This is a genomic window from Arsenophonus apicola (genome assembly GCF_020268605.1).
GTDB classification, from domain to species: Bacteria; Pseudomonadota; Gammaproteobacteria; order Enterobacterales; family Enterobacteriaceae; genus Arsenophonus; species Arsenophonus apicola.
Window position 1 is genome coordinate 2273075 of sequence record NZ_CP084222.1, and the last position, 12638, is coordinate 2285712.

Here is a 12638-nt window from a genome sequence, read left to right on the forward strand (position 1 = left end):
TTAGTTAGTTTATCGTTTATTAAGTTGGGGTATCGCCAAGCGGTAAGGCACCAGGTTTTGATCCTGGCATTCCCAGGTTCGAATCCTGGTACCCCAGCCATATTATAAATTTCAACTATTATATCAACTATCCCCGATTGGGGTATCGCCAAGCGGTAAGGCACCGGATTCTGATTCCGGCATTCCCAGGTTCGAATCCTGGTACCCCAGCCATTGTTTGCAGTAAATTTTGTAAACGCTAAAGCATTTAAACCTCAATAAATCAAAAATTGCACCTTAATACACCATTGGTTAAAAATAGTATGCCGCGTATAAAAGCTGTAAAACCCGAAACAGTAAATACATACACTTCAGTTAACATGTGAGCTGTTAACTAAAGGAACACCGAAGAAGGTTTCAAAATGAAAAGTGGATTAATTAAAGATATTATTGAATGGGATATAGATAACTGGAAAAAATGTTTAAATTACTGGCCAAAAAACAGCGATATAAATCTTGATAACGCTTTAGTATTGGAGTTAGGCAGCAGAAATGGTGGGTTGTCATTATGGGCTGCAATGAATGGAGCAAACGTTATATGCTCCGATAAAGATGGACCTACTGATGATGCCAAACGAAAGCATAAAAAATATAGTGTTAGTCAATTAATACAATATAAAGAAGTGGATGTGCTAAAAATTCCATACGAAAATGAATTAGATGTCATCATGTCAAAATCCATACTAGGAGCACTAGGTTATGATGATAATATTACTAACCAAAAAATTGCCATATCTGAAATATATCGTGCGTTAAGAAAAGAGGGTGAATTTTGGTTCATAGAAAATCTTATTGCATCACCATTACATCAGTTGATGAGAAAAAAATTTGTAAAATGGGGTGATAACTGGAGATATGTTTCAATAAATGAAATGATGTTATTTTTAAATCAATTCTCATCTGTAAAATATAAAACATTTGGGGTTACTTCATGTTTTGGAAGAAACGAAAAGCAACGAAAAATATTAAGTAAATTTGATGATGTCGTGGCAAAAATTACTCCAAATGATTGGAAATACATTATTGTTGGCGTTGCTACCAAGTAAAAGAAATATGTACTATAAATTACAAATAAATTAAAACGATAATACAATAGCGTTAACAGCCATTAATTTTAATGGTTGTCGATCTAAAATCTGAGTTCAAACTTCCGTTATTTCTACTTTATTGATAAATCTTAGTTAAAATGGCACTTTTGCTGTGACAAAAACGAAGTAATTTTCGATTATAATTTATTCAAAACTAATGGTGCTATAAAGGCAAAGTATAAAAATAAAGATATAATTGTTATTTCTATTTTAGATACACGTTGTGACAGAGATATTTGTTTAGCAAAAATTGATAATCATAATATACCTATCGTTTGGGACTATGGATACTTAACATTAGAAGGTTCTGAATTTATTTCTAATAGTATTATTTATCCTGTATTAAAAAATTATTATCTAATTAGTTAACTAAAGATGGCTCATTCAAATACCGATCGTATCTTAAAACTTTTATTATATTAATTTGGGCTTTAAGCGGCTCAACCTCTAAAGGAGGTAGAGGTTAGCCTATACGGTTGAGAAAGCCTAACCATATCCCCTTGGAAGCTAAATTAAAATATAAGACATCGATAGCAAATGTTTTTATAAATTAGTGAGTAGTGAGTAGATACATAATTAACAACGCCGCTGAAAAACAGCGGCGATTTACTTCAAACGCATAAAATAAAAACATCAAAATAGGGCTATTAAAATCACACCAATATGATAGAAATAGTCAAAAATATATGCCAAGTTGACTGCCAACACCAGTAAAAAACGATAACTTTATGAACAAAAACAAATAACTATATACAGTATAACACGTGATTCACAAAGAAATGACAAAAATGATGGTTTTTTGATCCGTCTCACAATTTAATTAATTTTGTCATGGTGTTAGTCTAAAAAAAAGATTTGACGATACCGCAGTCAAAAAAACCATAACTGTCTTTATTTCATAAACCTAAAGCATATTTTAGTACCCTTTTCTTAACGCCATTTAGTCTTTGTACTAGCATTAAGGCTAAATTTCGGCCAGATTTTACAGCCGCTAATTGGGAACTAAACAGTGTATAGATAGTATCCATGCCTGCCTGCATCAATTTATTATCTAGCATTCTATCTTTTTGATAAATCAGCAAAGTGTTTTGGGCATAGCAAGGTAATAAATGCGCCTTGGCATCAATCAACACCTTTAATAGACTATCAACTTCACGGTAACCGAGATTTACGCCCTGCCCCGCAAGTGGGTTAATACTATGAGCAGCATCGCCAATCAACGCTAGCCCTTCGTCAACATAACGATTAGCATGATGGCGGTTTAGTGGAAAACTACCTTTAGCAACTACTTGCAGTGAGCCAAGGCGAGCTGGAAAAGCTGACATAATTTCTTGCCTCAGTTGCTCCAAAGACATAGCTTGCAGTTGTCTAATTCGGGCAGGTTTATCATACCAAACCAAACAGGCCCAATGATCAAATAAAGGCAAAAATGCGCGCGGGCCAGAAGGAAAAAATTGTTGCCAAGTAATATCCTGTTGTGGTTGTTCCATCTTAACCGTAATAAGCAGACATGATTGACCATATTGCCAACCACTACTACCAATTCCAGCTAAAGAACGCACCTGTGAACGGGCACCATCAGCAGCAATAATTAAATTTGCCAAAAATTGCTGGTTGTTATTTAAGGTAATTTTCCACTGTTGATGGTGACGCTGCATTGCAACCAATTTGGCGGGGCATAGCAAGGTAAGATTGGGATATTGAGAAAATTGTTGCCATAATGCCAATTGCAAAATACGGTTTTCAACCATATAACCCAGTTCAGGTAAACCAAGGCTGTTTGCTTCAAACATCACATGGGCATTATCTCCTTCCCATGTTTCTAATCTTCGATAAGGCGCAACCCGCATCTTTAAAACACTATTCCACACCCCAAGTTGCTTAAGTAGATCCACGGAAGTACAACTTAGCGCTGAAACCCGTAAATCAGGCTGTGCTAACGGATCGAAAGGTGCAGGTTTAATATGTTCAATTAATAGGATCCGCCAACCTTCTTTGGCTAATCCAATTGCCATAGCTGCACCTATCATACCCGCACCAACGACGACAATGTCATAATTTTCATCTATTTTATTCATATCATCTTAACTATCAATAGTTATCAATCTAATAGTAGGGCTAGTTTTTCTTAAGTCATTTACTAATAATCTATTCTACATACTGGTCAGCGATGCTCCAAACGAATACAATACATATCAAAATTTTCTAATTTAATACATAATGTTTTCAGTATGACAGATTTTGCTGCTGAAAACTTCGGATAGACAAAATGTTGACGAATAAAAAACTATACATTAAAACCTGGGGCTGCCAGATGAATGAATATGATTCATCAAAAATGGCTGACCTGCTCAACAGCACCCATGGATATCAATTAACAGAGATTGCCGAAGAAGCCGATATTCTACTACTAAATACCTGCTCAATTCGTGAAAAAGCGCAAGAAAAAGTATTTCATCAATTAGGACGCTGGAAAAATTTAAAAGAGGTTAATCCTGATATTATTATCGGAGTTGGTGGTTGTGTCGCTTCACAGGAGGGGGATTTCATTCGTCAACGTGCCCCTAGTGTTGATATCATTTTCGGCCCACAAACTTTGCATCGTCTACCAGAGATGATCAATCAAGTTAAAGGTACGCGTAGTCCAATTGTCGACATCAGTTTTCCAGAAATTGAAAAATTTGATCGATTACCGGAACCTCGAGCAGAAGGCCCTTCCGCTTATGTTTCCATTATGGAAGGCTGCAATAAATACTGCTCATTTTGTGTCGTGCCTTACACGCGGGGTGAGGAGGTAAGCCGACCATGTGATGATGTTTTATTTGAAATCGCACAGTTAGCGGCGCAAGGAGTACGTGAAATTCACTTATTAGGTCAAAACGTTAATGCCTATCGTGGAGCAACTTTTGACGGTAACATTTGTTCATTTGCGGAATTATTACGTCTGGTTGCCGCCATTGATGGCGTTGATCGCATCCGTTTTACCACCAGTCATCCAATTGAGTTTACCGACGATATTATCGCTGTCTATGAAGATACCCCTGAACTTGTTAGCTTCTTACATCTTCCCGTTCAAAGCGGCTCAGATCGTATTTTGACAATGATGAAAAGATCACATACGGCCCTGGAGTATAAAAGTATTATCCGTAAATTACGTAAAGCACGACCTGATATTCTCATTAGTTCCGATTTTATTGTTGGTTTTCCTGGTGAAACAGAAGATGATTTTCAAAAAACCATGCAACTAATTGCTGATGTTAATTTTGATATGAGTTTTAGTTTTATCTACTCACCACGCCCGGGTACCCCTGCTGCTGATTTGCCTGATGATGTGAGTGAAGATGAAAAGAAACAGCGCCTCTATCTACTTCAGCAACGTATTAATCAGCAAGCAATGAATTATAGCCGAACAATGTTGGGTAGCATTCAACGTATTCTGGTTGAAGGACCTTCCCGTAAAAATATTATGGAACTTTCTGGCCGCGCCGAAAATAATCGGGTGGTAAACTTTGAAGGTACACAAAATATGATCGGAAAGTTTGTCGATGTCGAAATTGTCGATGTCTATGCCAATTCTTTGCGCGGAAAGGTTGTCAAAAATGAAGATAGCATGGCGTTAAGGAGCCAAGAATCACCCGAATCGGTTATTGCTCGGACACGTAAAGAAGATGATCTTGGTGTAGCAAATTACCAACCTTAATATTAAATAGAGAGACTCTGTGACCCCAAAAGATAATTCACACATTGCCACTAGCGAAATATTTTTAGAACCGGCTGATAATCAACGGTTAATTAGCCTTTGTGGGCCGTTCGATGATAATATAAAGCAATTGGAGCGCAGACTCGGTATTGAAATTAATCGTCGAAATAACCGTTTCAAACTAATTGGCAAACCACTTAATATCAACGCAGCTAGTAATGTTTTACGCCGTTTATATGTTGATACAGCCCCTATTCGTGGCATTATCCCTGACATTGTCCCTGAACAAATCCACTTATCTATTATGGAAAGTAAATTTGTTGAACAATCAGTTGAAAATGTTGGCAATTACGATAAATTCATCAACATTAAAACCAAACGAGGCGCTATCAAACCACGCACAGCCAATCAGGCACAATATATTGCTAATATGCTTAGCCACGACATTACTTTCGGCATTGGTCCCGCCGGAACAGGTAAAACCTATCTCGCCGTTGCAGCTGCTGTTGATGCTTTAGAAAGACAAGAAATACGTCGAATCCTACTCACTCGCCCAGCTGTCGAGGCCGGTGAAAAACTTGGCTTTCTACCAGGTGATCTCAGTCAGAAAGTTGATCCTTATTTACGCCCTCTTTATGATGCCTTATTTGAAATGCTTGGTTTTGAAAAAGTAGAAAAATTGATTGAGCGCAATGTGATTGAAGTCGCACCCTTAGCCTATATGCGAGGTCGTACCCTGAATGATGCTTTTATCATTCTTGATGAAAGCCAGAATACCACGATTGAACAGATGAAAATGTTTTTGACCCGTATCGGGTTTAACTCTAAAACCGTGATCACTGGAGATTTAACGCAAATTGATCTATCGCGTGGCCATAAATCAGGTTTACGCCACGCAATTGAAGTACTTTCTGAAGTTAAAGAACTTAGCTTTAATTTCTTTCATAGTGATGATGTAGTACGTCATCCTATAGTGGCAAAAGTGGTTATTGCCTACGAAAATTGGGAAGCAAAAGAACAAGAACGCAAACAGTTACTTCGTCAACAAAAAGAGCCTTCAGGCGCTCTATAAAAAGGGAGATATTAGCTTGCAATCCGTTATTCTTGATCTCCAGCTTGCCTGTAGCGATCATCATGGCTTACCCGATGAAACGACATTCCAACATTGGCTTGAGTCTTTTCTGCCACAATTTCAAGCTGAAAGTGAAGTTACAATTCGTATTGTCGATATTACAGAAAGCCAATATTTAAATCTGACCTATCGAGGAAAAGATAAGCCAACAAATGTGCTATCCTTTCCATTTGAGGCATTAGATAATATTACATTACCCTTACTCGGTGATCTGGTTATTTGTCGTCAAGTAGTTGAAAAAGAAGCCATTGAACAACACAAAACCTTAGATGCTCACTGGGCGCATATGGTAATACATGGTTGTCTTCATCTACTAGGTTATGATCATCAGAATGACTTTGAGGCAGAAGAAATGGAGACAATAGAAACTGAAATTATGCAAAAATTAGGTTATCCTGATCCTTATCAGCATGAAAAAGCGTGATCATAATGCTAATTTCATGCTAAACAATGTATGATACGATTAACTACCGAGAGAAATATTAATAAAACGCCATGAGCGACGACCATCCTACCAACAATGACAATCACTCGAAAAAGAGTTTTTTCGGGCGCCTAAATCAATTATTTCACGGTGAACCAAAAAATCGTGATGACTTAGTTGAACTAATTCGTGATTCAGAACAAAAAGATGTTATTGATCCTGATACCAGAGAAATGCTTGAAGGCGTAATGAATATTTCTGACGAACGTGTTCGGGATATTATGATCCCACGCTCGCAGATAGTAACCTTAAAACGAAATCAATCGTTAGATGAATGCCTTGATGTAATTATCGACTCAGCCCATTCTCGTTTTCCAGTAATTAGTGAAGATAAAGATCATATTGAAGGTCTATTGATGGCGAAAGATTTACTGCCATTTATGCGTACCGATGCTGAACCTTTCAATATTGATAAAGTATTACGCCCTGCCGTAGTGGTACCTGAAAGTAAACGTGTTGATCTGTTATTAAAAGAGTTTCGCTCACAACGCTATCATATGGCAATTGTCATCGATGAATTTGGTGGTGTTTCCGGCTTAGTTACCATCGAAGATATTCTTGAATTAATTGTTGGTGAGATTGAAGACGAATATGATGATGAAGATGACATTGATATTCGCCAACTAAGCAAACATGCTTACTCTGTTCGTGCGTTAACCCAAATTGATGATTTCAACAAAGCATTTGGCACACGCTTTAACGATGAAGAAGTTGATACCATTGGTGGTTTGGTGATGCAAGCATTCGGCCATTTGCCCGCGCGTGGTGAAATTATCACGATTGATGGTTATATCTTTAAAATTACCATGGCTGATAGCCGTAAAATCATTCAAGTTCAGGTAAAAATCCCTGATGAAGCACCTATTCCAAATCTTGTAGAAGAATAGCATTAATGAAAAAAAAACCACTCTATCAATGTCAGTGGTTACGAGCCTTGATCGCGTTATTTTTCGGGCTCTGCGGAACACTGGCTTTTTCACCTTTTGATTTTTGGTTAGCCGCTCTTTTTTCTCTGTTTGGCCTACAACTGCTAATTGTTACCCGCTCGAGCAAACAAGCCAGTTTGATAGCATTTTGCTGGGGTATTGGTTTATTTGGCAGTGGTATTAACTGGGTTTATGTGAGTATTGCCGATTTTGGCGGTATGCCATTGCTGGTTAATGTCTTTTTAGTTATCTTATTGGCGGCTTATTTATCACTTTATCCCGCGCTATTTGCTTATCTGCTCAATAGATTCTTTTCACGCCTTAATATTGCACGCTTTTTTTTTGCCGCGCCAGCAATATGGCAAATAACTGAATATTTACGTGGCTGGATACTAACTGGTTTCCCTTGGTTGCAATTTGGTTACAGCCAAATTGATGGGCCACTTAAAGGCATTGCACCGATATTTGGCGTGGAGATGATAACCTTGCTATTGCTGATTATTAGCAGTTGTTTGGTTTTTGCTTGCATAAAACGTCGAGTTATTCCGTTAATCACGGCCGTGATCTTATTATTTTTACCGCTAGTAATTAAAAATTATCACTGGTTTACACCGGTCGCAGAAAAGAAATCACAAGTTGTTTTAGTTCAAGGTAATATTCCGCAAAGCTTAAAATGGCAACCAGGATTTCTCGAACAAACTATTAGCACCTATCTCGATCTATCCAGACCTTATTTTGGCAACGCTAATATCATTATTTGGCCTGAATCGGCTATACCCTCGATCGAATTAGATAATTACATTTGGCTAACCTCATTAGATAAGCTACTACACTTACAAAATACTCGCTTAATTACTGGCATTGTTGATGCCAAACCAAGCAAACAAGGCGTGAGTGATTTTTTTAATAGTATTATTGTGCTGGGAGAAAATAAACCTTATCAATATCCAACCAGTAACCGTTATCAAAAACACCACCTAGTGCCTTTTGGTGAATTTGTGCCATTAGAAGATATTCTTCGCCCCATTGCCCCTTTATTCAATTTACCCATGTCAGGTTTTAGTCGTGGTGATTATGAGCAACAGCAGTTATCTGCTGGCAATATTCATTTAACTGCCGTTATCTGCTATGAAATTATTTTAGGCTCCCAAGTCAGAGATAACTTTAAATCAAATACTGATTTTCTATTAACAGTTTCAAATGATGCCTGGTTTGGCCATTCTATCGGCCCATGGCAACACTTTCAAATGGCGCGCATGCGTGCGCTTGAGCTTGGCCGACCACTATTGCGTGCCACTAATAACGGTGTTACGGCAGTGATCACAGCCGATGGAGATATTCAGGCTAAACTTCCTCAATTTACTCGCTCAGTATTAAATACCGAGGTAACACCAACATCAGGTCTTACACCTTATGCACGTTGGAGTAACTGGCCTATGTGGGCCTTGGTGACTCTATTTCTTATATGGGCATGCTTTATTAAGCGAAAAGAAGATTAACTAATTTAGCATATATTAATTATCATCATGGATTAAACCACCGATGATCCGGTTTTATCTTGCTTATTAATATTTATCATTAAATTAATGTTCTCTTTTATTATAATAATTTATTATTTGTTAAAAAATTTGATTTTTTATTGATTTATTTAGATTTATGCTGGTCAGTTATCTGAAAAAGGACTATTAATGATTTCTTTAAAAAATGTTTCTAAATGGTATGGACAGTTTCAGGTGCTTTCTGATTGTTCGATGGATGTCAAAAAGGGGGAAGTTGTCGTTATCTGTGGCCCCTCTGGTTCAGGTAAATCAACATTAATAAAAACCATTAATGGTTTGGAGCCAATTCAAAGCGGTGAAATATATATTGATAATGTTCATGTTAATGACAAAAAGACCGATTTGGCTAAATTGCGGTCAAAAGTAGGTATGGTATTTCAACATTTTGAACTATTCCCTCATCTATCAATTATTGAAAATTTAACACTAGCACAAATAAAGGTCTTAAACAGAGATAAAAAAACCGCTGAAAGCACCGCCTTAAAACTATTAGAGCGAGTTGGATTAGCTAACCACACCAATAAATTTCCAGCTCAATTATCTGGTGGGCAACAACAACGCGTTGCCATTACCAGAGCACTCTGTATGGATCCGATTGCGATGCTATTTGACGAGCCAACCTCAGCATTAGATCCAGAAATGATCAACGAAGTACTTGATGTGATGATAAAGCTTGCTAATGAAGGCATGACCATGATAGTCGTCACTCACGAGATGGGATTTGCTAAAAAAGTTGCTCATCGAATGATTTTTATGAACGAAGGAAAAATTATTGAAGATAGCAATAAAGACGATTTCTTTGCTGCGCCGAAATCAGAACGTGCTAAAGAATTTCTTGCTAAGATCATACATTAATTCAACTATCCGTTATTGGGTGACAAAAACCGTTGCCCAATTAGCTAAATAATAATATAAAAAAAGGCCTAATTCGGGCTAGACGGATAATTTAAAACTTTACTCTTTGAATCTACAGAACTTTTGTCTAGATAAAATTAATTTAGCCTGGCCACTAAATATTCATCAATAGTTGTTGTTAGGGTCAATTATCCGCTATTCTATGCAGATCTATAATTCACAATTTTATTCGCGGCTAATGCCGCATTTTTCGCCATAGGAACATCGGTATCATGCAAGAACAATATCGACCAGAAGAGATAGAACAATACGTACAACGTCGTTGGGAAGAAAAACAAACATTTAAAGTATTAGAAGATAATAACAAAGAAAAATACTATTGCCTGTCAATGTTACCTTACCCATCTGGTCAACTACATATGGGCCATGTTCGCAACTATACCATTGGTGATGTTATCTCTCGTTATCAACGCATGCTAGGCAAAAATGTGCTGCAACCTATCGGCTGGGATGCTTTCGGTTTACCAGCAGAAGGGGCGGCGGTAAAAAATAATACCGCCCCAGCGCCTTGGACTTATGCCAATATTGATTACATGAAAAATCAATTAAAAATGCTCGGATTTGGTTATGACTGGAGCCGAAAAATTACAACTTGTACTCCTGAGTATTATCGTTGGGAGCAATGGTTTTTTACTAAGCTTTATGAAAAAGGTTTGGTTTATAAAAAAACCTCCGCCGTTAACTGGTGTCCAAATGATTTAACGGTCTTGGCTAACGAGCAAGTCATTGATGGTTGCTGCTGGCGTTGCGATACTCCTGTCGAGCGCAAAGAAATTCCCCAATGGTTCATAAAAATTACCGCATATGCTGAAGAGCTTCTCAATGATTTAGATAGACTCGATGGCTGGCCAGAACAAGTTAAAACCATGCAGCGTAACTGGATCGGCCGCTCAGAAGGGGTTGAAATTACCTTTGCACTGGCAGGCAAGGATGAAAAACTAACTGTTTATACTACGCGACCTGATACTTTTATGGGAGTGACTTATCTCGCTATTGCAGCCACTCATCCGCTAGCAAAAAACGCGGCAGAAAAAAATACTAAACTTAGCGCTTTCATTGATGAATGTCGCAATACCAAAGTTGCTGAAGCTGAAATGGCAACCATGGAAAAAAAAGGTATCGCCACCGATTTGTTCGCAATTCACCCGCTAACTAATGAAAAAATTCCGATCTGGATAGCCAATTTTGTATTAATGGAATATGGTACAGGCGCCGTCATGGCGGTTCCAGGGCATGATCAGCGCGACTGGGAATTTGCCAGTAAATATCATTTACCGATTAAAGCAGTTATTGTTGATAATGAAGGCCGGCTCCCCGATCTAAAAACTGGTCCATTGACTGAAAAAAATGCACTAATCAATTCAGGCGTATTTAGTGGTATGGACAACCAAACAGGCGCTAATGCGATAGCCGATAAACTGGTTGCACAAGGTACTGCTCAGCGTAAAGTTAATTATCGTCTACGTGACTGGGGCGTGTCTCGCCAACGTTATTGGGGAGCCCCCATTCCAATGGTAACCATGGAAGACGGCTCTGTTATGCCAGTACCAGAAGAACAACTACCTGTCATCTTACCTGAAGATGTTGTGATGAATGGGATCACAAGTCCAATCAAAGCCGATCCCCAATGGGCCAAAACCGACATCAATGGTCATGCGGCATTACGTGAAACCGATACCTTTGATACCTTTATGGAGTCATCCTGGTATTATGCTCGTTATACTTGTCCTAATTATGAGCAAGGAATGCTGGATCCGGCCGCGGCCAATTACTGGCTACCCGTTGATCAATATATCGGTGGTATTGAGCATGCCATTATGCATCTATTGTACTTCCGTTTTTTCCATAAATTAATGCGAGATGCTGGCTTAGTTAATTCCGATGAGCCAGCTAAGCGCTTGTTATGTCAAGGAATGGTTTTAGCCGATGCTTTTTATTACTTGGGTGAAAATGGACAACGGGTTTGGGTATCACCTGTTGATGCAACGGTTGAACGCGATGAAAAAGGTAAGATTGTCAAAGCAACCGATCAACATGGACATCAACTCTTCTATACCGGAATGAGTAAAATGTCCAAATCAAAAAATAACGGCATCGATCCACAATTAATGGTAGAAAAATATGGAGCTGATACGGTCCGCCTATTTATGATGTTTGCCGCTCCACCGGAACTAACTTTAGAATGGCAAGAATCCAGTGTAGAAGGTGCCAATCGTTTTGTTCGTCGTCTCTGGCGCACGGTTTTTGAACATACACAAAAAGGTAAAACAGCGCCATTAGATAGCACTAGTCTCACGCCAGAGCAGAAAAATTTACGGCGAGATCTGCATAAAACCATCGCTAAAGTGACCGATGATATCGGCCGTCGTTATGCCTTTAATACTGCGATTGCCGCTATTATGGAGTTTATGAATAAACTGACGCGTGCCCCCCATGACAGTGAGCAGGATCGTGCGTTACTCCAAGAATCTTTAGAGGCTATCGTGCGGATGCTGTCACCTATTATTCCTCATGCCTGCTTTATGATGTGGAAAGCACTTGGTCACCAGGAAGATATCGATAATGCGCCTTGGCCGATTGCGGACGAACAAGCAAAAATAGACGATACTAAATTAGTCATTATTCAAGTTAATGGTAAAGTGCGTGGACGTATTACTGTCGATATCAATGCATCACAAGATTCTGTTTTAGCTTTAGCAACGCAAGAATATGGTGTAGCAAAATACCTGGAAGGTATGAATATCCGTAAGGTAATTTACGTGCCTGGCAAGCTATTAAACCTGGTTGTCGGCTAA

The 12638-nt window shown here is 38.4% G+C and carries 9 protein-coding genes and 2 tRNA genes; 10 read left to right on the top strand and 1 reads right to left on the bottom strand.

The features are described from left to right. The first annotated feature begins 25 nt into the window (after positions 1-25). From LDL57_RS10790 to LDL57_RS10800, 3 genes are all read left to right on the top strand, one after another. A tRNA-Gln gene (locus LDL57_RS10790) sits at positions 26-100 on the top strand. A 38-nt stretch (positions 101-138) separates the two neighbouring features. Continuing rightward, positions 139-213 (top strand) — tRNA-Gln (locus tag LDL57_RS10795). 188 nt (positions 214-401) lie between these two features. Beyond that, positions 402-1085 carry a methyltransferase domain-containing protein gene (locus LDL57_RS10800; protein ID WP_180559032.1) on the top strand — a complete coding sequence of 228 codons (684 nt, stop codon included), beginning with the start codon at positions 402-404 and terminating at the stop codon, positions 1083-1085. 938 nt (positions 1086-2023) lie between these two features. Here the strand turns inward: LDL57_RS10800 and ubiF are convergent. Further along, complete coding sequence (gene ubiF / locus LDL57_RS10805; protein ID WP_225505603.1) at positions 2024-3205, bottom strand: 3-demethoxyubiquinol 3-hydroxylase; 1182 nt, start codon at positions 3203-3205, stop codon at positions 2024-2026. Positions 3206-3396: 191 nt separating this feature from the next. On the opposite strand from ubiF, the gene miaB reads away from it, so the two are divergent. The 7 genes from miaB to leuS all read left to right on the top strand — a co-directional run bounded on the left by miaB (position 3397) and on the right by leuS (position 12638). Then, the gene (gene miaB, locus LDL57_RS10810; protein WP_180559577.1) at positions 3397-4827 is read left to right on the top strand and encodes a tRNA (N6-isopentenyl adenosine(37)-C2)-methylthiotransferase MiaB; all 1431 of its coding nucleotides are present in this window, start codon (positions 3397-3399) and stop codon (positions 4825-4827) included. A 19-nt stretch (positions 4828-4846) separates the two neighbouring features. Beyond that, positions 4847-5899: a PhoH family protein gene (locus LDL57_RS10815; protein WP_180559576.1), complete on the top strand. Its 1053-nt coding sequence runs from the start codon at positions 4847-4849 to the stop codon at positions 5897-5899. A 16-nt stretch (positions 5900-5915) separates the two neighbouring features. Then, on the top strand, positions 5916-6383 hold the full coding sequence (ybeY, locus tag LDL57_RS10820; protein WP_180559575.1) for an rRNA maturation RNase YbeY: 468 nt from the start codon (positions 5916-5918) through the stop codon (positions 6381-6383). A gap of 71 nt (positions 6384-6454) precedes the next feature. Further along, positions 6455-7330, top strand: a complete 876-nt coding sequence (gene corC, locus LDL57_RS10825; protein ID WP_180559574.1) for a CNNM family magnesium/cobalt transport protein CorC — start codon at positions 6455-6457, stop codon at positions 7328-7330. 5 nt (positions 7331-7335) lie between these two features. Further along, positions 7336-8868, top strand: coding sequence for an apolipoprotein N-acyltransferase (gene lnt, locus LDL57_RS10830; protein ID WP_180559573.1), 1533 nt, complete (start codon positions 7336-7338; stop codon positions 8866-8868). A gap of 189 nt (positions 8869-9057) precedes the next feature. Then, the gene (locus LDL57_RS10835) at positions 9058-9783 is read left to right on the top strand and encodes an amino acid ABC transporter ATP-binding protein (RefSeq protein ID WP_180559572.1); all 726 of its coding nucleotides are present in this window, start codon (positions 9058-9060) and stop codon (positions 9781-9783) included. A 272-nt stretch (positions 9784-10055) separates the two neighbouring features. After that, complete coding sequence (leuS, locus tag LDL57_RS10840; protein WP_180559571.1) at positions 10056-12638, top strand: leucine--tRNA ligase; 2583 nt, start codon at positions 10056-10058, stop codon at positions 12636-12638.

Excerpts from the sequence above, each read along its gene's own strand:
- LDL57_RS10800 (WP_180559032.1), top strand. The coding sequence starts at position 402 with ATGAAAAGTGGATTAATTAAAGATATTATTGAATGGGATATAGATAAC.
- ubiF (WP_225505603.1), bottom strand. The coding sequence starts at position 3,205 with ATGAATAAAATAGATGAAAATTATGACATTGTCGTCGTTGGTGCGGGT.
- miaB (WP_180559577.1), top strand. The coding sequence starts at position 3,397 with ATGTTGACGAATAAAAAACTATACATTAAAACCTGGGGCTGCCAGATG.
- corC (WP_180559574.1), top strand. The coding sequence starts at position 6,455 with ATGAGCGACGACCATCCTACCAACAATGACAATCACTCGAAAAAGAGT.
- lnt (WP_180559573.1), top strand. The coding sequence starts at position 7,336 with ATGAAAAAAAAACCACTCTATCAATGTCAGTGGTTACGAGCCTTGATC.
- LDL57_RS10835 (WP_180559572.1), top strand. The coding sequence starts at position 9,058 with ATGATTTCTTTAAAAAATGTTTCTAAATGGTATGGACAGTTTCAGGTG.
- leuS (WP_180559571.1), top strand. The coding sequence starts at position 10,056 with ATGCAAGAACAATATCGACCAGAAGAGATAGAACAATACGTACAACGT.